The organism is Kitasatospora sp. NPDC127035, assembly GCF_042726075.1.
In the GTDB taxonomy this organism is placed as follows: Bacteria; Actinomycetota; Actinomycetes; order Streptomycetales; family Streptomycetaceae; genus Kitasatospora.
In genome coordinates, this window is the sequence record NZ_JBHXDN010000026.1 from 16,489 (window position 1) to 37,600 (window position 21,112).

A 21,112-nucleotide genomic window follows, 5' to 3' on the forward strand; every position below is an offset into this window, starting at 1 on the left:
CCTCGTCGCAGCCGACCACGCGTGTGGCCCGTGGCCGCCAAAGAATTCCGCCGTCCCACCGATGTTGCCCCCGAGGGCATCGATTCTTCGCCAAACCGGTCCTTCACGGCAACACCCAGGGCCCCCTGACCTTACGCGGAAGGCGGATCCGTCGGGGCACTTTCCCGCCACAGAAGGGCCAACAGTTCTTCGGAAAGCGACAATCCGGCCAATGCACCCCGAACCGCGGCCCGATTGCGCATCAACAGACGCCCTCCCTCCGGCGGTACGAGCAGGCGCACACCCGGCGCGTCACCGTGGTTCGCCGGCGTACCGGCGGCACCACCGGGCCCGCCCCCCGCGGAGTTGCCCGGCCCTCCGCCCGCCGCGCCAACACCGCCACCACCACCGCCACCGCCGTCGAGGAGTGCGCCGACGGCCGGTTGCAGGTCGAGCGGGCCGACGGCGGCCGGTGCGCCCGGCACACCCTGCTGGAGCACCGTGGTGAGCGCCTGGCTGAACGAGCCCGCGCCGCCCGGCAGGACGGCGTCCCGACCACGCCTGCCGGGGGTGTAGCGGCCCGGGGCGTAGCGGCCGATCCGGCCCCACAGCGGGACCCGCGAGTAGTTGAGCAGTTCACCGAGACCGTCCTCGCCGGCGCTCCGCTCCAGCGCGGTCCAGGTGTCCTTGTCGACCACCGCGTCGACCAGCAGCAGCGCCTCCTCCTGGTCACCGTGCACCATCGCGCTCACCACCCAGTCCCAGGCCAGCCCGCGCCGGTAGGCGTTGTCCGTGGTGGAACCGCCGGTCACCAGGGCGAGCCGTCGCCCGCGCGGGTCGGCCGCCAACTGGCCCACCAGGCAGACCAGCAGCCACCGGCCCGGGCGGGCGGCGGCCTCCCGGACGGCGGTCAGCATCGTGTTGGCGTCCGCCCCGGGCTCCACCACCGTGACCCGGCTCCCGGCCGCGCCGGCGTCGAAGCACATGCCGGGCAGGACACCGGCCAGCAGCCGGGCGCCCTCCGCCGCCTGCGCCGAGCCGCCGAAGCCCCGGTCCGGCCCGCCGTCCGCCCCGATCACCACCAGATCGACCCCGCTTGCCATCCGCACCGCCCCCTCCTGCCCGTCCCCGGCCGTCCCGGGACCGCCCGCCGCGCCACCGTCCGTCGATGCCCGGCCACGCACTGCTCGCCGATGTCCGTGGCACCCGCGCGCGCTGCGGCACGCCCCGCGCGCCCCGGTGCCACCCGCCGGGCAGGCTACCGTCCCGCGCGCCCACCGACGGGGCTCCCGACCCTGCCGCTCAGGGACCATGGGCCCTATCGGCCCGCTCCCGGCAGCGGGACGATCGGACCCATGGACCGTGACGACCAGCTGGAGGCCCTGACCGAGGCCGCGTGCCTGCGGCTGCTCAGCACCGTGCCCGTCGGACGCGTGGTGTACACCGAGCACGCACTGCCGGCCGTGCTGCCGGTCTCCTTCGACGTCACCCCGGACGGGCGCCTGTTGCTGGCGGTGCGCCGGGGCAGTGCCACCGCGCGCTGTCTGGACGGCACGGTCGTCGCCTTCCAGGCCGACCGGCTGGACCCGGTCACCCGGACCGGCTGGAGCGTCCTGGTGCACGGCCGGGCCGATCTGGTGCGCGAGCCGGAGCAGGTCCGACGGGCGCTCCGCTCGGGGCTGCGGCCGTGGGTCGGCGATTCGGACCCGCTCTTCGTGTCACTGGTGCCCGAGCTGGTCAGCGGTCGCCGGCTGCTACGGTCCGGCCGCTCGGTGCAACGTTCCTGACGCGGTGGTCCCCGCCCCGGAGCGGGGGCCACGCCCCCGTCACTCCTGACGGCCCCGCCACCCCGACCGCCCGACCCCGTGTGACGGTACGACGGTGCGACCGGTACGACCGCGGGCACCGGCACCGGCGCGATCGCTGACAGGTGACCAGCGAGTAGGCATACTCTGCGGAGTTCGCATCCCGCCCTCGCCGCCGCCCCTCAGGAGCGCACCGTGACGACCTTCGCCTCCCTCGCCGAACTGACCGCCGCCGTCGGCACCGAGCTGGGCACCAGCCAGTGGCACACGGTCGACCAGGCACGGATCGACCTGTTCGCCGAGGCCACCGGCGACCACCAGTGGATCCACGTCGACCCGGAGCGGGCCGAGGAGAGCCGGTTCGGCTCGACCATCGCGCACGGCTACCTCACCATGTCGATGATCCCGGTGCTGGCCAAGGAGTGCTACGGCGTCGAGGGCGTCCGGATGGCGCTCAACTACGGTTCGGAGAAGGTCCGCTTCCCGGCGCCGGTGCCGGTCGGCACGGCGATCCGGGCGACGGCCGAGCTGGTCTCCGCCACCGAGGTGGCGGGGGGCGTGCAGGCGGTGGTCCGGTTCACCATCACCAGCGCGGACAGCGGCAAGCCGCACTGCGTCGCGGAGACGATCACGCGTTTCTACGCCTGATCCCCGGGGAATCCGCCGGTCACCGGGCAGTACACCCGTCTCACCGATCCCACCCACCTCGTCGATCTCATCGACCTCACCGGCTCCCGCCGGGCGGGCCGGACCGGCGGACGCCAGGGCGCGCGCCCTGGCGGGTACGCCGAACGGCGCGTGCCGGGTCGCTCGCCGGGTCCGAACGGCCGACGACGAGTAATCTCCGACGAGATGGTTGTCGTACCGCACCGGTGCCGTCGCCGGCGGTGCGCGCCCCGGCATGCCCGGTATCCATAGCCGTCCTTGGAGGTGCCGTGCCCCGCCCAGCCGCCCCCTGGTACACCCGTGTCCCCGGCCTCACCTCGATGCTCACCGCTCCCCCGGGCCGCCTCAGCGGGCTGCCCCGCACGGCCTGGCACCGGGTCCGGACGGACGCCTTCGGGGCCGATCCGCGCGGCGACCGGCTGTCCCGGATCCACCGTTCGCCGCAGTTCTCGGACGGTGCCTTCCGCAATCCGGTGCCCACCCGCCGGCTGGTGTACGAACGCAGCCCGCTGGAGATCACCCGCGCCCAGCTGGCCGCCGACCGGACCCGCCGGGTCCCGGCCGCCGCCGTGCCGCTGCACCGGCTGCTCCCGGTCGACCTGGCCGCCCCGCCCGCCTCCGGCCTGCGGCTCACCTGGCTCGGCCACGCGACCGTGCTGGCCGAGCTGGACGGCCGTCGGGTCCTCTTCGACCCGGTCTGGGGCGAGCGCTGTTCGCCGTTCGCCTGGACCGGGCCCAAGCGGCTCCACCCGGTGCCGCTGCCGCTCGACGAGCTCGGCCCGGTGGACGTCGTCGTCATCTCCCACGACCACTACGACCACCTCGACATGGGGACCGTCCGGGCGCTGATCGGCACCGGCGCGACCTTCGCCGTCCCCCTCGGGGTCGGCGCCCACCTGGAGCACTGGGGCGTGCCCGCCGGGCGGATCGTCGAACTGGACTGGTGGGAGTCGGCCGAGGTGGCCGGTCTCACCCTGACCGCCACGCCCGCCCGGCACTACTGCAGCCGCGGCCCGCGCACCAGCGCGCTCTTCCTGTGGGCGTCCTGGGTGGTGGCCGGCGGCGGCCGGCGGATCTTCCACAGCGGGGACACCGGCTACTTCCCCGGCTTCGCGGAGATCGGCCGCCGGCTCGGCCCGTTCGACGCGACGATGATGCAGGTCGGCGCGTACAGCGACTTCTGGCCCGAGGTGCACATGACGCCCGAGGAGGGCGTCCGGGCCCACCTCGACCTCGGCGGCGACGTGCTGCTGCCGATCCACTGGTGCACCTTCAACCTCGCCCCGCACCCCTGGGAGGAGCCCGCCGAGCGGGTGGTCGCCGCCGCGCGGGCGCTGGGCGCGCAGCTGGCGGTGCCGCGCCCCGGCAAGCCCTTCGAACCGGCCGACCCGCCCACCCTGCGGCTCTGGTGGCGGGCCGTGGCCGCGCTTCCGCAGGACGGCGCGCCGCTGGTGGTACCCGACGACGCGGCCCGCGCGGCGGCCGACCCGAAGACGGTCGACGGGAAGGCGGGCAGCGGGAAGACCACGGGGCGCGGCGGCCGGCCGAAGGCGGCGGAGGACGACGGCGTGCCGGTCTGAGCCCGCCGGCGGCAGGACCACGGGCGGGGCCGGCGCGGACGTGGGCGCCGGGCCCCGGCGGGACCGGGACCGCGGGGCGCCGACCGCGGGTACGGTCCCGCCGGGCGCTCAGGAGGCGGAGGCCGCGCGCTCCTCGGCCCGACGGCGGAGCAGCCGCCAGGCGCCCTGCTGCACCAGCAGCGTGAGCACCCCCGCCACCACGATTCCGGCCATGTTCAGCAGCAACTGGAGGCTGGAGCCCGAGAACTGCCGGAAGTCGCCGTACCCGAGCGCGACCGCCGCGTTGGCGGCGGCCGGCACGGTGGTCACCGAGATCGCCACGCCGACCAGCATCCCGGCCTTGGCCGAGGTCAACGAGAGCAGCCCGGCGATGCCCGCCAGGAAGGCCACCACGAACGAGGTCGCGTCCGGCTGCCAGATGAACGAGGTGTTGGGTCGCGCCCCGTCGAACCTCTCCTGGCTGAACAACCCCGCCGCGTCCATCAGCAGCGAGAACACCACGGTCAGCGCCATCGCCACCGCGAACCCCGCCACCAGCGCGTTCAGCGAGCGCAGGGCCGGCCGTGACCGGCGCTGAACCAGTGCGACGCAGAGCCCGGCCAGCGGGCCGAACTCCGGCCCGACCGCCATGGCGCCGACGATGAGGATCGCGCTGTCCAGCACCGCGCCACAGGCCGCCAGCATCGTCGCCACGGTCAGGAAGGCCAGGTAGACGCCGGTGAGCGTGGACTCCTCGTGGGTGATCTCGGAGACGGCCTCCCAGACCAGCGCGTCCGCCCCCTCGCCGGGAGCGAGCCGTTCCGCCTCGTCGGCCGCTGCCGAGAGGGTCAGTTCGATCTCCTCGACGTCGATCGCGCCGCGCGCCGGAAGCCCCGTCGCCCGCAGCGCGCCCAGCACCTCGTCCGCCGACTCGCGCGCCACGTCGCAGAGCACCACGTCCCCCGGCGGCCGGACGGCCGCGTCGGGGAGCAGCACCACGTGGGTCACACCCACGCAGTCGTCCAGGCACTTCAGCACGGTGTCGCGCAGGTCGGCGGGAACGATCAGGCGCAGGTGCAGCACGGATGCTCCGGACGGGATGCGGCGGCGGGGAGACCCGATCACCATAGACGGCCGCCCGTCCGACGGCCCGCCGAGGCTGCCGGTCCGTCGCACGGCACGCCCACTGACCGGGCCACCCCCGACCGGACCGACCCCCGACCGGACCGACCGTCAGACGGGCCGGCCGTCGGGTAGATCGACCGTCGGGCGGGCCGACCGTCAGGCGGGCCGCTTGGCGAGTTCGACGAGGTCGACGGTGGCGCGCGGGTCGGCGACCTCGATGACCAGCCGGCTGTACCGCTCGTCGGCGAGCTCGATCACCACCGCCTTCTCCGGGTTCTTGACGTCCCAGAACACCCACTCGCCGCCCGAGCGGAAGGTTCCGGCGGTGATCAGCCCCGGGAAGTGCGTTCCGCCGACCCGGATCCCCTTGGGCTCGCGGAAGATCCCGGGGTCGACGGTGGCGCCCCGGACGTTGCCGATCGGGATCTCTATCCGGCTCCTGATCGCCCAGAGGCGGTCGAGGCCCTCGATCTCGACGACGAGGGTGTGGTCGGTGACGCTGACATGGGCCATGGAGGTGTTCCTCTGCTGGTGGTCGACGATGCTCTGGTTGTTCCGGGTGAGGACCTGCTCAACCCGTGGGTTCGGCCCCGCCGGCCCCGCCTGTCCCGCCGAACCGGCCGGCGAAGGCCAGGAGCGACGCGGCCGACGGCCCGCCCACGCCCGCACGGGCACGCAGCCGCAGGCCGAGGACGGTCGCGGCGAGCATCTCCGCGCCCCCGGGCCCGGCGCCCTCGCCCCCAGCGGGCCCGGCCGCCCGGGCGACCGCGGTGTCGAGCGCGGCCAGGCCCTCGGCGACCAGTGCGCCGACCTCCGGATCGCTCCCGGCCCGTTCGACGGCGGCCGACAGCAGCAGTCCGCCGGCCGGGCCGCCGTCGAATCCGGCTGCCGCCTGCACCAGCAGCTCGGCCAGGCCGTCGGCGGTCCCGAGCGCCGCCGCGAGCGGCAGCACCTCCTGGTCGAGGTGGCGGCGCAGCGCGGCCAGGTAGAGGCCGCGTTTGCTCCCGAACACCTTGTAGAGGCTGCCCCGGTGCACTCCGAGACCGGTGACCAGATCGTCCACCGAAGTCCCTTCGTATCCCCGGAGGGCGAACAGCTCCGCCGCCGTCTCCACAGCTCGGTCCTCGTCGAAGGCGCGTGGTCTTCCCATGGCGATGACTCTAGGAGTTAAAGAACGCCCGGTCAAGAACGAACGTTCTTGAACCCTCCTCCTCCCCTCGCTCCGTCAGCCGGCCAGCACCTCCCGCAGGGCCCGGGCGTGCTTCACCAGTCGGCTCGACCCCGGCCGGCCCGCCACCTCCGCCAGCCCCGGCACCTCGCCGCGGGCACCGCAGCGGCGCGCGGCGTCCGCCGCCACCGCCAGCACGTCGGCCGCGCCGCGCACCCCCTCACCGCCGAGGAGCGCGGGCAGGACGGTGGCCAGCACCGACCAGACGGTGCCGTAGGCGCCGGTGTCCGCGACGGTGACCAGGGAATGGGCGAGCCGGTTGGGCTTCACCGTGCCGAGGGTGACCAGCTCGCCCAGCTCGCGACCGAGCAGCGCGCCGTCCAGGTCGCCCCGGGCGGCGAGGACCAGCAGCGCGTCCACCGCCGCCGTCCGGTCGTCGGGGAACCGGGCCCCGAGGCCGTAGGCCACGGCGAGGTGCAGCGAGAGCCCGGCCGGACCGCCGCCCTCGGCGAGCACCACGAGCATCCGCCCCGCACCGCGCCGCTCGCGGTCCGCGGAGTCGGCGAACCAGTCGAGCCAGCGGGCCGCCTGCTCCTCGCGATGGTGCGGGAGCATCGCGGCCCAGTGCGGGCTGGGCTCCCACTGCCACTCGTTCTGCTTGCGGGCCCGGTCGACGGTGGGCTCGGTGCCGTCCAGCAGCGCCCAGAACTCCGCCTCCAGGCGCTCGCCGGCCGGGCCGACGGGTCCGCCCCCGCTGCCGGTCTGGGTGACCGCCACCCGCTTCACCGTCTCCCACCAGCGGTCCCAGTAGCGTTGCCCGGTCCGGGCCTCCGGGCCGGGCGCGAAGACCACCCGCGCCGAGGGCTGCGCCGGCAGGCCGCCCTCACGCAGCCACCGGGCCGCCCAGCGGCCGGCGGGCGAGGTCAGCCGGTCGGCAGCCGCCCGGACGACCGCGTCGGTCGTCGGGGCCACCCGCAGCAGGGCGGCGCTCAGGTCGGCCCTCCCGACCGGGACGCCGGCCGCCTCGTGGACGGCCAGGCGCTCCACCAGCACCTCGGCCGCGACCGCACCGGTCGCATCGGTCGGGGTGGCGAGCAGCAGCGGCGGAAGGTCGGTGGTGACCCGCTCGGCCGCCTCGGCGAGCCGGGCGGCGAGCGCCTCGCCGTACACCGTGTTGTGCGGGCCGCGCAGCGGGTGGCGGCCCTTGTCCTTGAAGACGGAGCCGCGCCGGTGGGGGTCGACCAGACCGGCCACGGCCGCCGCGACGTACAGCACCTCGCCGGGACCGCAGTCGCTCCACCGGCTGCCCTCGCGCCACGGGTTCACCCGTAGCACCGGCTCCAGCGCCGCAGTCAGCGCCGCCCGGTCCAGGTGGGCGTGCCGGACCAGGCCGTCCAGCACCCGTTCGAAGACGGCGACGTCCGGCCGGCCCGAGGCCAGCAGCACGGCCAGCTCCTCGGCCACCTCGGCCGGGGTGGCGAGCGGGTCCCCGAGCGGGGCGGGCACCGGGACCGGCGGGAGCAGTTCGCTCCACGCGGTGTCGTCGTCCTCGCCGCTGCCCACCGGCGCGCCGAACAGCTCACCGGCGCGGGCGTGGTGGGCGGGGTTGAGGGCCTCGGCGGCGAGCCGCAGCTCGGGCAGGACGGCCTCGCCGGCCGCCTTGAGCCGGCGGGCCACCACGTTGAGCGCGCGCTCCTGGATCACCGTGTCGGGGTGGCCGAAGGCCTCGGCGGCGGCCAGCACCACCGGGCCGGAGCGTTCGGGCGAGCGCCGGGCGGCCTGCTCCAGCCAGGCCAGCTGGGCGCGGACCAGCTTCTTCTCGCTGCGGAACAGCACCACCGACGAGGCCTCGACGAGCACCTCCGGTCCGACCAGTCCGGCCTCGTCCAGCCCGGTGAGCACCTGCTGGGCGTGGCCGGCCACCGTCGAGAGTCCGTCCAGCACCGCGACCAGGTCCCGGACCCGGGAGGCGTACTCCTCCGTCGTGGGCGCGAGGGCGACCAGGACGGCGAGGAAGGCCTTCTGGTCGGCCGGCCGGCCACCGCGGACCAGCCGGGCCACGCAGAGGTCGACCAGCTCGGCGCGGTCGAAGTGCGGGCCGCCCGCCAGCCCCGCGACCGCCTCCGGCCAGGAGTCCCCCGGCCGGGTGCTGTACCGGGAGTCGAACGGCCAGGCGACGTCGTCGAGCTCGAACACCCGCGGCAGCAGCACCGGTGTGAAGGTGTCCGCCCGCAGCCGCTCCAGCAGCGTGTCGTTGGTGCCCCGCGGGCCGGTCTCGGCGCCCGCGGCCGAGCGCACCCACTCGGCGACGAAGTCGTCGGAGGCCGGCACCCGGCAGCCCGTCCGCCGGACAACCCGCTCGATCAGCGGGAAGAGGTCCCAGCTCCAGCCGGATCCGCGCTTGGCGGCGAGCCGGCCGACCACCTCGATCTGCCACTCCTCCGGCTGGGCCTCGACCACCGCGCCGAGCGCCGGGTGGCGGGCCCAGGACCGGCCGGTGAAGTCGCGTCCGCCGATCCAGGTGGCGGCGCCCGCCGCACCGACGTGGCAGCCGGCTCCGGCGACCAGCAGCGCGCCCATCCGCTGGTTGGCCGCCTTGGACCAGTCGCTGCGGGCCTCCTTGCGCATCTCCTTGAGCACCGGGACGCAGGACCGCCGCTCGGCCGGGCCGAGCGCGGCGACCAGCCCCGGCACCTGCGGGACCCGCCCCTCGCGGACCGCCGTCAGCAGCGCGTCGACCGCGGCCGACGCGCCGCCCGTGACGCCTGCGGCGCCCGTCCCGTCCGTCGCCCGCGCCGCGCTCATCGTGTCCGTCCCGCTCATCGCGTCCCCTCCCGAAGGATCCCGTCGTGACCGGCCCCGCCGAGGGCCGTCCCGCTCTCCACGGCCCCGCTCCCCGCGGCTCCGCCCTCCACCGCGCCGTTCTCCGGCGCGCCGCCCCGGAGGGCCGCCTCCCGGACCATCCCGACCGCCAGGACGTGCTTGCACGGCCCGCGCCCGCCGCGGTACTTGGCCCACCAGAGGCAGGTGCAGCCGAGCACGCCCGCCGCGTCCGTCCGCACCCGCTGGACGTGGTCGTCCACCGTCACGGTGGCGAGCGCGCCGCTCTCCTGGCGGACCGCCCCCGCCGCCACCAGGGCGCGCGCGGCCCGCAGCCGCGGGTTCCGGTCCTCGGCCCGCCCCGCGTCGTACGGCAGCTGGCGGTGGAAGTAGGCGGCCTCGGCGGCGTCGTAGCCGATCTGCCCGCCGGTGCCGAGCCGGGTGAGCGCCGCCCGCACCCGGGCCGGGGTGAGCCCGGACTGCTCGGCCAGGTCGGCGACCTCGATCCGCGGCTCCCAGGCGAGCAGCGCCGCGACCAGGTCGGCGTCCGGCTCGGCCGTGTCGGTGGCCAGCGCGCCGAGCACCCCGCCCTCGCCGGAGAAGCCCCGGGAGGCGTCGGGTGAGAGGGTGAGCGTCAGGCGCATCCCGGGCAGCACCACCTCCCAGGCGGAGGCCGCCGGGCCGTCACCCGCGACCGGGCCGTACACCCGCAGCGCCAGCGCGTGCCGCAGCACCCGCTGGAGCGCGGCCAGCCGCTCGGGGCCGGGCAGGCAGACGGCACCGGGCACCGGCCGGGTGGTCGGGCGCAGCGTCCGGCCGGCCGCGACCACCCAGAGGGCGGTCCGGGCACCGGCCCGGCCGCCGCCGCGCGGCAGCGACCGCAGGAAGCGGACCGCCTCGGCCGCGGGTAGCTCGGCCCGCAGGTCGAACCCGGCCGCGGTGACCTGCGTCTCGGCGAAGCCGCGCAGCCAGCGCTCCGGCAGCGGGACCTTCTTCTCGACGACCGGCCCGTCGAAGGTGGTGACCTCCAGGGCGTCCGGTCCGACGGCGAGGTGCAGCGGCTCGGCCCGACCGATCCGGGAGAGTGCCTCGCGCAGCGGGTTGTTGACGTCGACGTTGGTGGTGCCGTGACCGATCTCGTCGCCGTCCAGGCCGGCGGCGAGCACGTCGAGGCGGGCGTAGACGCCGCAGCAGCCGGAGAAGGACTCGAACCGGAGCCGGTCGCCGTTGGCGGTGACCACCGGGTCGAGCGAGGCGCGCAGCTGCGGCTGGTAGTAGCGGGCGGCGGCGACGTCGGCGACCGCGAGCAGCGCGGCGGCGGCCGGTGCGGGCTCGGCCAGGAAGCCCGCGAAGAAGCGGGGGTGGGTGGCCGCCCCGAGCGGGGTGGCGCCGCCGGAGGTCTCCAGGGCGAGGCGCCGGCCGGCCGCGCCGTCGAGGACGGCGGACGGGCGCAGATAGGCGTACGCGTGTGCGGATTGCGACATGCCGAACACGTTAGGTCAGGGCACTGACAGTCGGGCTCCGGCGCCCTCCTCCACCCGTCCCGAGCGGTCCCGACTGGAACAGGTTCTACCCACGAGGTTCCCCCGAAAGGGTTACCCAGGTCACAACGGTCGGCGGGCGGCTTCTGTCACTATGGGCCCGTGACCGAGCTGACCGAACAGGAGAGACGGGCGACCGACACCGTCGGCCCGTTCGCCGAGCTGCTGCTGATCGAGCGGCTCGACGAGAACACGTTCCGCGGCCACTGCCACGCCGGAGCGCCGATGCGCGCGTTCGGCGGCCAGGTCGCCGCACAGGCGCTGGTGGCGGCCGGGCGGACGGTCGGGACCGACCGCGCAGTGCACTCGCTGCACGGCTACTTCCTGGTGGCCGGGGACCCGGCCCACCCGATCGACTACCGGGTCGACCAGGTGCGCCAGGGCTCCTCGTACGCCACCCGCCGGGTGACGGCGATGCAGAAGGGCGAGGCGGTCTTCACCCTCTCCGCGTCCTTCAAACGCCCCGAGCGGGCCACCGACCGGCACCGGGAGATCCCGTCCATGCCGGGCCCCGAGGAGTTGCCGGACGTCTTCTCCTCCTGGGACGAGGAGGCCCGCGCGGCGCTCGCCCGCAGCGGCTTCGGCGCCCTGGAGCTGCGGTTCGTCCCGCCGGACGCCCCGGGCGTGCCGCCCGCCGTCCCGGGCATGCCGCAGCAGTTCGTCTGGCTGCGCGCCGGTTCCCCGCTGCCCGCCGACGACCCGCTGCTGCACGTCTGCGCGCTCACCTACCTCTCGGACCTCACGCTGGCCTCGACGGCCGGGCTGCACCTCCAGCCCAACTTCTTCCAGCGCACCGAGCCGCCCCGGCTGCTGATGGCCTCGCTGGACCACGCGATGTGGTTCCACCGGCCGTTCCGGGCCGACGAGTGGCTGCTGTTCGCCCAGCGGAGCCCGTCCTCCTCGGACGGCCGGGGGCTGTCCCTGGGCGAGTTCTACGACCGGGAGGGACGGCTGGTCGCGTCCGCCGTGCAGGAGGCGCTGATCCGCGAACGCCTGGCCGCACCGCGCTGACCACGGCCCGGAGCCGACGGCGGGGCGGTCACCGGGGCGGGGCCGGCCCGCGGGCCGGCCCCGGTGACCGGGGGGAGAACGGCGGGCGGCCTGTCGGCGTCATATTCCTGAGCGGCCACGGCCCGTATCATGGTGCGGGTGACCAAGGTTGACCTGTCACCACGGCCGGTGGAGGCGATGTCTCCGCGTCAACTCGAACGCCGCGAGAGTCTGATCGCGGCAGCGCTCGCCCTGGTGAACGAGATCGGCGTCGAGCGGCTGCAGATGAAGCAGGTCTGCGAGCGGTCCGGAGTCGCCCTGGGGACGGCGTACCGCTACTTCTCCTCCAAGGACCACCTGCTGGCGGCCGCCATCGCCGAGTGGCACCGCCTGCTGCTGGCCGACCTGGTGGCGGAGCTCCGCGGACCGCGCGCCGGCCTGGGCGCCACCGACCGGGTGGTGCGGTTCGTCCGCGGCGGGATGCGGGCCTACCAGCGCCAGCCCGAACTGGCCCGGCTCCGGGTGGCCGTCGCCGCCTCCACCGACCCCTTCGCCAGCGAGGCCCTGCAGGGCATGGCCCGGGCCGACAGTGCCGCGCTCCAGGCGGTGATGGCCGAGGTCCCGGCCGCCACGAGCGACCTGGTGCGGCACATCGTCGGCCACGCCTGGCAGGGCGAGCTGACGGCCTGGGTGACCGGCCGCACCACGCTCGGCGACGCCCGGCGGCGGCTGGAGGACGTGGTGCGGCTGGTGCTGGCCCCGTACGAGACGCCCTACCCGGCCCCGTACGAGGTCCCGTCCAGCGCCTGAGCCCGGTGGGGGCGGCTGCGGCGGACCCCGGGCGGAGTCAGGCCGCCGTCACCGGGTGGACCACCACCGCGTCGAAGAGGTAGCCCTCGCGGTTGAACACCGCCACCTCGGGCTGGGTGTTGCCGCGGCGGTCGGTCGCCCGGGCCCGCAGCTCGTACGGGCCGGGCCGCTCCGGACGCCAGTCGATGCTCCAGCGCGTCCAGTTGTCGGCGCGGGGCTCGTCGAGCAGTTCGGCCCGGTGCCACCGCAGGCCGCCGTCGGTGGACACCTCGACCGTACGGACCGCCGCCGCACCCGACCAGGACCGGCCGTACAGCCGGTGCCGGCGACCGGCGGCCAGCACCGCCCCGCGGGCCAGCTCGAAGGCGCTCTTGACGACCTGGGTGGTGAGCGGGGCGCTGCCGCCGGCCGGGTGGTCGGGGCCGAAGAGGCGGTAGAAGTCGGTGTTCCAGGGCGAGTAGAGCGGGTGGTCGGCCACCTCGACCGTGCCGACCCACTTGATCGACGCGATCCCGATCCAGCCCGGCACCACCAGGCGGACGGGCGCGCCGTGGTCGGGGGTCAGCGGCTCGCCGTTCATCTCGTAGGCGAGCAGTACGTCGTCCAGCGCCTTCGCCACCGGCAGCGGGCGGCGGACCCGGCCGAGGCTGACGCCGCCGGACACGAACTCCGCGTCGAGGCCGCTGGGCAGCACGTCCACCGCACGACGGCTGATCCCGGCCCGGCGGAGCACGTCCGCCAGCCGGACCCCGCGCCAGCGGGCCGAGCCGATGCCGCCGAGCGTCCACTGGGTGCCGGTCACCGTCTGGTGCTGCTGGCCGGTGTAGAAGCTGCGGCCGTTGCCGGCGCACTCGACCAGGGCGCTGATCGAGTGCGCGGGGAGGTCGTGCAGGTCGTCGAGGGAGAACTCGACCGGCCGGTCGGCGGTGGGTGCGCCGCGCAGGCCGCTGCCGAAGAGCCGCAGCCGCCAGCTGCCGGCGTCGATCAGCGGCGTGCTGGTGTGGTTGCGGACGAAGAACCGCTCCACCGGGACGTGACGGCCGACCGGGCCGCCGTCCGCGCTCCCGCGCAGCGCGTCGAACCGCATCTCGGCGTTGGTGCCGCGCGGGACGAACCACTCGGCGGGCAGCGGCTTGAGGATCCCGGGCACCGGGCCGGCGGTGGGAGCGGCGGCGGCGAGGCCGGCGGACGACGGCGCGACGGGCTCGGCGCCGCCCGCGGACGGCGGAGCCGCGAGCGCGTCCGCCGGGGCGAGCAGCCCGCCGGCGGCCGGGGCGGCGAGCACCCCCGCTGCGGCGAGCATCCGCAGCAGGGTGCGGCGGTCGACGCCGTCCGCGCGGGCCTCGCCGGCCAGCCACTGGCGGCGGCGGAGCCGGTCGTACGCGGCTTCCGAGGGGGTTTCGGCGGGCATGGGCACACTTCCGTTCGGATCGTGGTGACGGTCGGACCATGGACCTGCGGGCGGCGCGCCGGTCCGCCGTCGGAACGCGGACCTGCGGGCGCGGGGGGCTGCGGTCAGCGCGAGGGGCGGCCGGGGCCGTGGTCGGCACGGCGCCGCGGCGGCCGTCGGGCGGCCGGGGGTGACCCCGAGGAGCCCGGGTTCACCCCGGGCGGCCGGACGGGCTCAGCGACAGCGACAGCGACAGTGCAAGCAGCTTCGACAGCAGCTGTGACAGCGACAGTGACGGCGACAGGAAGGAGCGGCGCACCCGGGTGCGCCGACCGGTCCACCGGCGGCCCCGCGCACGGCGCAGGCGGCACGGGTGGCGGCATGGGCGGCGGCACGAGTGACGGCGCGGACGGCGAACCGTCCGGTGGTCCTCACTGCACGGGGCGTCCCGGTCACGATGCGGATCATAGGGCCGACCCCGACGCCGCGTCAGGCGATCCGGGCGAACCGGCCCCGGCGGACGGGACCGCGGCTTGACCTTCACACCGATGTCAACTCCTACCGTGCGGGGCGGGGCGGCCGACCGGCCGTCCCGCCCTCCCGCACAGGAGCACCGCCATGACCGCGCCGAAGCCCGCCCCCGCCCCGCTCGCCCGGATCGTCCGGGGCTCCGGCCCCGGCCTGCTGCTCGCCCACGGCGCGGGCGGCAGCGCCCGCGACAACTGGGGTCCGCTGCTCGACGACCTCGCCGCCCACCGCACCGTCGTCGCCCCCGACTACCCGGGCTCCGGCGACAGCCCCGACGAGCCGGGCGAGCCCTCGCTCGACGAACTGGCGGACCGTCTGGTGGCGGTCGCCGACGAGGAGGGCCTGACCGGGTTCGACCTGGCCGGCTACTCGCTCGGCGCCGCCGTCGCCGTACGGGCCGCGACCCGCCACCCCGGGCGGGTCCGCTCCCTGCTGCTGCTCGCGGGGGTGGCCGGCGGATCCCAGCGGTTCCGGCTGCTGGCCGACCAGGCCGTCGCCCTCGCCGGGCAGCCGGCCCTGCTGGCCGACCAGGCCCTGACCGTGGTGTTCGGCCGTACCTGGGTCGAGGCCCTGCCCGCCGACCGGCTCGCCGACCTGCGGGCCGCCCTCGCCGCCACTCCGGTTTCGGCGGGCTTCCGCCGGCAGTTCGAGCTGGCCGCCCGCGCCGACGTCCGCGCCGAACTGGCCGGCATCGCCGTGCCCACGCTGGTGATCTCCACCACCGAGGACACCCTGGTGGCGCCGGAGCAGCACCGCGCCCTGGCCGAGGGCATCCCCGGCGCCCGCCTGGCCGAGCTGACGGCCGGCCATCTGCCGATGGTGGAACAGCTGCCCGAGCTGCGGCAGCTGGTGCTCGGCTTCCTCACCGGCCACCCGGCCGCCGGATGACCGTACGGTCGAGCAGCCCTACCGCCGGCCGGTGGCCGGGTGGCCGGCCGGCGTCACCCCCGACGCCCCGGCCCCCGCCCACCTGCCGAATCCGTGAACGGCCGGACGCTCCGGGGGAACACCCCCGCGGAGCCCGGCGTTCGCCCGGACATGCGCATCGGAGAGCTCGCCCGTCTGACCGGGGTGTCCACCCGCCTGCTGCGGTACTACGAGGAGCAGGGCCTGCTCTCGCCGGCGCGTTCGGCCGCCGGCTACCGCGAGTACGCCGAGGGGGACGCGATCCGGGTGCGACAGGTCCGCAGCCTGCTGGCGGCGGGCCTGTCCACCCGGGTGATCGCGAGCATCCTCCCGTGCGCCCACGGACCGATCCCCGCCCTGGAGGCCTGCCCCCACCTGCTCGGCACCCTCCGCGGCGAGCTGGCCGAGCTCGACGCCCGCATCGGCGAGCTGACCCGCAGCCGGGGCGCCCTCGCCGGTTACCTGGACGCCGCCCTGCCCCCGGCCCGCGCGTACGCCGCCGCCTGACGGCCCGCCGCCGCACCGGACACCCGCCGGGCCGCCGCACCGGACACCCGCCGGTCCACCCGTCCGACGCCGCCTCACCCCGCCCTCCCCGGCGTGCCCTCCCCCGCCTCCCGGCCGGAACTGGACATAGTGCGACATGTATCCCTTTGACGATCATGTCACCGCCCAGGGCGAACGCCGGAAGAGGTACCCCCATGACGAGTCAGCCGCCCGAGCCGCCGGACGAACCCGCCGCCACCCTCCCCGTCGACCGGGCGGTGTTCGGGATCAGCGCCGTCCTCGTCCTGGCGGTGGTCGCCTGGGGCATCTTCGCCGAGGACTCCCTCGGCCGGACCTCCAGCAGCGCCCTCGGCTGGGTCCTGCACAACTTCGGCTGGCTCTTCGTCGTCGCCGCCGACGTCTTCCTCGTCCTCACCGTCCTGCTCGCCCTCAGCCGCTTCGGGCGGATCCGTCTCGGCCGTGACGACGACGAACCCGAGTTCTCCACGCTCTCCTGGGTCGCCATGATGTTCAGCGCCGGCATGGGCATCGGCCTGATGTTCTACGGCGTCGGCGAGCCGCTCCAGCTGTTCGCCACCCCGCAGCCGGGTTCCGGCCTGGAACCGCAGTCCGCGGCCGCCGCCCAGCAGGCACTGGAGTTCTCGCTCTTCCACTGGACCCTGCACCCGTGGGCGATCTACGCGGTCGGCGGCCTCGCACTCGCCTACACCACCTTCCGCAAGGGCCGGGGCAACCGGATCTCCTCCGCCTTCGTCCCGCTGATCGGGCAACGCGGCGCGGACGGCTGGACCGGCCGGGCCATCGACATGCTCGCCGTGTTCGCCACCGTCTTCGGCTCGGCCACCAGCCTCGGCCTCGGCGCCCTCCAGGTGGCCGACGGCCTCGGCTACGTCTCCTCCGTCGAGAACACCGAGCGCACCCAGCTGATCATCATCGGCTCGCTGAGCGCCGCCTTCGTCGTCTCCGCCTTCTCGGGCGTGCACAAGGGCGTCAAGTGGCTCTCCACCGCCAACGTCGTGCTGGCCTCGCTGATCATGCTCTTCGTCTTCGTGATCGGCCCGTCCGTCTTCGTCCTGGACGCGATCCCGTCCACCGTCGGCGGCTACCTGTCCGACCTGGTCGCCATGTCCACCCAGACCGGCGCCTTCACCGACGAGAGCTGGCTCGGCTCCTGGACCATCTTCTACTGGGCGTGGTGGCTCTCCTGGGCGCCGTTCGTCGGCACCTTCATCGCCCGCATCTCCCGGGGCCGCACCATCCGCCAGTTCCTGATCGGCGTGCTGCTGGTGCCCAGCGGGGCCACCGTGATCTGGTTCTGCGTGATGGGCGGCACCGCCATCCGACTGGACAGCACCGGCGCCGCCGACCTCGTCGAGACCATCCCGCAGGGCGCGGAGGCGTCCCTGTTCGAGATGCTGCGGTCGCTGCCGCTCGGCTCGGTGACCAGCGTGATCGCGGTGCTGCTGGTGATGCTCTTCTTCATCACCAGCGCCGACTCCGCCTCCCTCGTCCTCGGCTCGCTCTCCAGCCGCGGCTCGCTGCACCCCCGCACGTGGCTGGTGGTGGTCTGGGGCGTCCTGATGGGCGGGGTCGCCGCCGCCCTCCTGCTCGCCGGCGGGCTGACCGCGCTGCAGAACGCCACCATCCTGGTCGCCCTGCCGTTCGTCGTGGTGATGCTGCTGCTCTGCGTCGCGCTGGTGAAGGAGCTGCGCACCGACCCCGCCGCCGGTCCCTCCCGCTTCCACCCGGCCCACGGCCTGCGGGACGCCGTACGGGTCGCCGTCGGCGACGCCCTCGCCGACGCCGGACGGCGCGACCGGCGCCCCCCGCCCGAGTGAACCGGTGACGCCGGACCCGCCCGAGGAGGTCGGGCGGGTGGGGCGTGACCTGGGATGTTGCGCATTCCGCCCAACCCGACGCCCGCCCCCCATCCGGACTTCACCCGCACGTAGCGACCGTTAACGCCGCCCTGGAAACCTCCCTGTCATGAACGCCAACCCTCCGGCGACCCTCCAGGACCCGCGCTTCCCCCTGCCCAAGCGCCACCGCCGACTCCTGGCCTGCGCCGCCGTCCTCGCCTCCGTCACCCTCGGCACCCTCGGTGTGGGCGCCACCGTGGAGACCGTCCAGCCCGGCACCGTGGCCACGGCCACCACCCGGAGATGATGTGATCGGAGCCACACGCCGCGACGGCACGGTCGGCGGTACGGCCACCACCAAGAAGTACGCCGTGACCCTGCCCTGAGCCTCAGGCGTGCTGTTCCGCCTTCGGGGCGGCCGGGGCCGGGATGGTGATCTCCGGGTCCCGGCGCGAGTGCCGGCCGGTGCCGGGCTCCGGCAGGAGGTGGGCGGGGGCGTAGCGGGCGGCGGGCGCGCGCAGGAGCCAGCCCGGGGGGCGGGTACCGCGGGGTGCGCGGACGATCAGTCCCATCCGGTGGAGCAGGTCGAGGGAGTCACGGCGCAGCGCCGTCCGGTCGGCCAGGTAGTCACGGCGCCACCCCGCCGGAAGCCCGTACTCGTCGGCGATGTCGCCGAGGACGCCGTCTATCAGCGCGTCGGGGACGGGCACGTCGGCGTCCGTGGACTCACCGGGGAGCGGCCGCACCTCCTCCACCAGGCGTTCGACCAGCAGCAGCGCGGCCTGGGCCAGGGTTCCGGCGCCGGGCAGGGCGAGGTCGGTGAGCTCCTCGGCGGGGTCGAGCAGGGCGACGCCCTCGGCGCGGTGCTCCGCCTCCAGGCCGAGGAAGTCGGCGAGGGCGGCGGGGCCCGAGATCCGGTGGTCACGCAGCCAGTCCCGCCGCTCCTCCGACAGGTCCGCGATCAGGACGACCGGGGTCTCGGCGAGCCGGCGGCGTACGGCGGTGCCGGGCTCGGCCTCGGCGGCGTGGCGGATCAGGTCGGCCGCGTCGGCGGCGCGCGCGGGCGGGGCGGCCGGAACGGCCCGCGCGAGCTCCCGGTCGACCGTCAGGACGGTCTCGTCACCGGCCGGATCCGCCGGATCGACGGGGACGTCGAGCAGCACCTGCCAGTCGGCCAGGACGGCGAGCGCCATGCAGAGGTCGGCGCGGGCGGCGTCCGGCGCGGGCGCGGCCTCCGGGCCGACCGTGCGCATCGCGGCCCGCAGCCGGCCGAGCGGCAGTTGCTCGGGCGCGTCGACCAGCAGGGCCAGCGCGAGCGCCAGGCGGGCGTACCCGCCGGGGGTGAACGGGGCACCGGTGGCCGGGTGTTCGAGCCGGCGGGCGGCTCCGGGGCCGAGGCCGGCCTTGTGCAGGCGGGCGTGCCAGGGGCCGACGAGCAGACGGTAGCCGAGCAGGGTGTCGAAGCGCTCGGTGAGCCAGTCACGATGACGGCGGATCAGCGGGAAGCCGTCGGCGTGCGGCCCGGAGGCCGTGACCAGGGGGTGGGCGAGCAGCAGCCGGGCCGCGATCCGCCGCTCGGCCGCGGTGGCGGCGGCGGAACGGTCCTGAGCACCGACGGTGGCGGTCCGGGAGCGTTCGGGCTTGCGGTGCTTGCCCGGCCTGCCCGGCTCGGCGCCCGAGAGGACGACGGGCAGCGCGCCGGCGTCCCGGCGGGCCCGGCGCAGGCCGCGGACCGGGCGGGCCTCGCGGGTGCGCTGCTGCACGGGGGTGTGGGCGGTGGGGCCGTGCCACCAGCTGACGTCGGACGCCGGTTCGGCGGGGGCGGACCCGGGCAGACCCGGTCCGACGGGGCCCGGTCCGACGGGGCCCGGTCCGACGGGGCCCGGTCCGACGGGGCCCGGCTCGGCCGGCGCGCCGAAGTGCCGGGCCGGGTAGAGCCCGAAGGAGGCCGCCCAGAGGTCGTCGGCGGTACCGGCGTCGGCCTGCGCGAACCACTCGGCGAGCCGGAGCAGTCCCGGATCCGGCGAGAGCCCCGGAGTCGGCACGGAAGACGGTGCGGGAGTAGTCGGTGCGGGAGTCGGTGCGGAGGGCGGAACCGGAGTCGGTGCGGGGCCGGCAACCTCGGCCACGTCCACCTCCACGTCCACCTCCTGCGGGTCGTCAGTCCCCGGCGCACGTACGGCAACGCGCGCGGACCCGGGCACGGCCGCGGACACGGCTTCGCGTACGGCGACGACGGCGTCGAGGGTGCTCCGCCCCGCTCCGCCCGTACGCCCGTCCGACGCGCCACCGGCCGCCCGCGCGGCGCCGGTCACGTCCTCCTGCTGCTCCATGTCGTGGACCAGACTAGACGGTGGGCGCGGCCCCCGCTGGCAGCTGCCGGGTCCCGTGGGCACCGAACCGCGCCCCACCGCGCGTCGCCCGGCGATCGTCGCCCCACCGCCGCCCGGCCGGAACCTACGCGTCGGTAACCTGTCCTTCCCGGACCCCGCTCCGGTCGCCCGGGGTGCCCAGCACGGGCCACCCGCTCCCCATCCCCCGGAGGACACCGCCGCATGAGCATCCGTACGACCACCCGCGCCGTTCTCGGCGGCCGCCTGCGTTCGGCCACCGGGCTGCTCACCGGCTACGCCACGACCTCGGCGGCCCACCTGGGGGCGATCCTGGCCGACACTCAGGTGCTCCGGCACGCCACCAAGCCGGCGCTGATGCCGCTGCTGGCCGCCCACAGCGCGGTCGCCGCCGCCGCGGCCGGCCGCGAGGCGCCCAGGCTGCTGACGCCTGCGCTGCTGCTGAGCGCGGGCGGGGACGTCCTGCTCCAGCTCGGCAACGACACCGCGTTCCTGGCCGGCATGGGTTCGTTCGCCGCGGCGCACGTCTGCTACGTCACGATGTTCGTCGGGCAGGGGGCGCTCACCGAGCGGCGACGGGCGCTGCTGGTGGCGGCGGCGTACGCGGCGGCCTGGGCGACGATGGTGAGCCGGCTCTGGCCGGACCTCGGGGACCTGCGGGTGCCGGTGGCCGGGTACAGCCTGCTGCTCGCCTCGACGGCCGTCACCTCGGCCGGGCTGGGCCTGCGGACCGGGCTGGGCGGGGCGCTGTTCCTGCTCTCCGACACGCTGATCGCCACCAAGCTGGCCAAGTGGCGGGAGCTGCCGGGCCACCAGTTCTGGATCATGGCGACGTACGTCCTGGCGCAGTACCTGCTGGCCAGTGGTGCGCTCAGGGCCGCCGCCGAGGCGGAGGACGCCCGGGGGCCGGAGGACGCGGACAGCGCGGAGGACGCCGGACACGCCGGTCGACCGCAGACGGTCTGACCCCCTCCCCGCCGGCCTGACGCCCTGGCGGACACGGAGGTGGGGGGGGGGGGGGCGGGGGGGGGGGCCGGGGGGGCCCCCCCCCCCCCCCCCCGCCCGGGGGGGGGGCGGGCGCGCGGGGGCCGGCGCGCCCCCCCCCGCG

18 protein-coding genes are annotated in these 21,112 nt (G+C 76.0%); 10 read left to right on the top strand and 8 right to left on the bottom strand.

The genetic code is table 11. From position 1 onward, the window contains the following. Window positions 1-131: 131 nt before the first annotated feature. Window positions 132-1,088 (bottom strand): hypothetical protein, encoded by a 957-nt coding sequence (locus tag ACFWIC_RS19335; RefSeq protein WP_380353262.1) that lies wholly within the window; start codon window positions 1,086-1,088, stop codon window positions 132-134. Between the two features lie 246 nt (window positions 1,089-1,334). Between ACFWIC_RS19335 and ACFWIC_RS19340 the strand changes: the two genes are divergently transcribed. The 3 genes from ACFWIC_RS19340 to ACFWIC_RS19350 all read left to right on the top strand — a co-directional run bounded on the left by ACFWIC_RS19340 (window position 1,335) and on the right by ACFWIC_RS19350 (window position 4,030). Next, on the top strand, window positions 1,335-1,766 hold the full coding sequence (locus tag ACFWIC_RS19340; RefSeq protein WP_329880430.1) for a pyridoxamine 5'-phosphate oxidase family protein: 432 nt from the start codon (window positions 1,335-1,337) through the stop codon (window positions 1,764-1,766). A 213-nt stretch (window positions 1,767-1,979) separates the two neighbouring features. Continuing rightward, window positions 1,980-2,432, top strand: coding sequence for a MaoC family dehydratase (locus ACFWIC_RS19345; protein WP_329880431.1), 453 nt, complete (start codon window positions 1,980-1,982; stop codon window positions 2,430-2,432). Between the two features lie 338 nt (window positions 2,433-2,770). After that, window positions 2,771-4,030, top strand: a complete 1,260-nt coding sequence (locus ACFWIC_RS19350) for an MBL fold metallo-hydrolase (protein WP_380519574.1) — start codon at window positions 2,771-2,773, stop codon at window positions 4,028-4,030. A gap of 108 nt (window positions 4,031-4,138) precedes the next feature. On the opposite strand, the gene ACFWIC_RS19355 is transcribed toward ACFWIC_RS19350, so the two are convergent. From ACFWIC_RS19355 to ACFWIC_RS19375, 5 genes are all read right to left on the bottom strand, one after another. Next, window positions 4,139-5,092 carry a DUF389 domain-containing protein gene (locus tag ACFWIC_RS19355; protein ID WP_329948872.1) on the bottom strand — a complete coding sequence of 318 codons (954 nt, stop codon included), beginning with the start codon at window positions 5,090-5,092 and terminating at the stop codon, window positions 4,139-4,141. A 198-nt stretch (window positions 5,093-5,290) separates the two neighbouring features. Beyond that, on the bottom strand, window positions 5,291-5,647 hold the full coding sequence (locus ACFWIC_RS19360) for a hypothetical protein (RefSeq protein WP_329880434.1): 357 nt from the start codon (window positions 5,645-5,647) through the stop codon (window positions 5,291-5,293). 58 nt (window positions 5,648-5,705) lie between these two features. Then, a complete protein-coding gene (locus tag ACFWIC_RS19365; RefSeq protein WP_380353266.1) occupies window positions 5,706-6,284 on the bottom strand; it encodes a TetR/AcrR family transcriptional regulator in 579 nt (192 codons plus the stop codon). 75 nt (window positions 6,285-6,359) lie between these two features. Continuing rightward, complete coding sequence (locus ACFWIC_RS19370) at window positions 6,360-9,125, bottom strand: DUF6493 family protein (RefSeq protein WP_380519547.1); 2,766 nt, start codon at window positions 9,123-9,125, stop codon at window positions 6,360-6,362. Continuing rightward, window positions 9,122-10,606 (bottom strand): SWIM zinc finger family protein, encoded by a 1,485-nt coding sequence (locus tag ACFWIC_RS19375; RefSeq protein ID WP_380353272.1) that lies wholly within the window; start codon window positions 10,604-10,606, stop codon window positions 9,122-9,124. Before ACFWIC_RS19375 ends, ACFWIC_RS19370 begins: the two co-directional genes overlap by 4 nt. A gap of 159 nt (window positions 10,607-10,765) precedes the next feature. Between ACFWIC_RS19375 and ACFWIC_RS19380 the strand changes: the two genes are divergently transcribed. After that, complete coding sequence (locus ACFWIC_RS19380; protein WP_329948876.1) at window positions 10,766-11,674, top strand: acyl-CoA thioesterase domain-containing protein; 909 nt, start codon at window positions 10,766-10,768, stop codon at window positions 11,672-11,674. Between the two features lie 138 nt (window positions 11,675-11,812). Continuing rightward, window positions 11,813-12,463, top strand: a complete 651-nt coding sequence (locus tag ACFWIC_RS19385; protein WP_329948877.1) for a TetR/AcrR family transcriptional regulator — start codon at window positions 11,813-11,815, stop codon at window positions 12,461-12,463. Between the two features lie 37 nt (window positions 12,464-12,500). On the opposite strand, the gene ACFWIC_RS19390 is transcribed toward ACFWIC_RS19385, so the two are convergent. Beyond that, entirely contained in the window at window positions 12,501-13,874 is a 1,374-nt protein-coding gene (locus tag ACFWIC_RS19390; protein ID WP_380353275.1) for a sulfite oxidase, read from the bottom strand. Window positions 13,875-14,471: 597 nt separating this feature from the next. Here ACFWIC_RS19390 and ACFWIC_RS19395 point away from each other — a divergent pair. The 4 genes from ACFWIC_RS19395 to ACFWIC_RS19410 all read left to right on the top strand — a co-directional run bounded on the left by ACFWIC_RS19395 (window position 14,472) and on the right by ACFWIC_RS19410 (window position 17,960). Next, window positions 14,472-15,269: an alpha/beta fold hydrolase gene (locus ACFWIC_RS19395; RefSeq protein WP_380519548.1), complete on the top strand. Its 798-nt coding sequence runs from the start codon at window positions 14,472-14,474 to the stop codon at window positions 15,267-15,269. Window positions 15,270-15,419: 150 nt separating this feature from the next. Next, window positions 15,420-15,794 (top strand): MerR family transcriptional regulator, encoded by a 375-nt coding sequence (locus ACFWIC_RS19400; protein WP_329948880.1) that lies wholly within the window; start codon window positions 15,420-15,422, stop codon window positions 15,792-15,794. 194 nt (window positions 15,795-15,988) lie between these two features. Continuing rightward, a complete protein-coding gene (locus ACFWIC_RS19405) occupies window positions 15,989-17,632 on the top strand; it encodes a BCCT family transporter (protein ID WP_329948881.1) in 1,644 nt (547 codons plus the stop codon). 148 nt (window positions 17,633-17,780) lie between these two features. Continuing rightward, a complete protein-coding gene (locus tag ACFWIC_RS19410) occupies window positions 17,781-17,960 on the top strand; it encodes a hypothetical protein (RefSeq protein WP_329880451.1) in 180 nt (59 codons plus the stop codon). 82 nt (window positions 17,961-18,042) lie between these two features. Here the strand turns inward: ACFWIC_RS19410 and ACFWIC_RS19415 are convergent, their stop codons facing one another. Continuing rightward, on the bottom strand, window positions 18,043-19,986 hold the full coding sequence (locus ACFWIC_RS19415; RefSeq protein ID WP_380519549.1) for a DUF2398 family protein: 1,944 nt from the start codon (window positions 19,984-19,986) through the stop codon (window positions 18,043-18,045). 222 nt (window positions 19,987-20,208) lie between these two features. Here ACFWIC_RS19415 and ACFWIC_RS19420 point away from each other — a divergent pair, with 222 nt between their 5' ends. Next, window positions 20,209-20,970: a lysoplasmalogenase gene (locus tag ACFWIC_RS19420; RefSeq protein ID WP_380353288.1), complete on the top strand. Its 762-nt coding sequence runs from the start codon at window positions 20,209-20,211 to the stop codon at window positions 20,968-20,970. The last annotated feature ends 142 nt before the right edge of the window (window positions 20,971-21,112 follow it).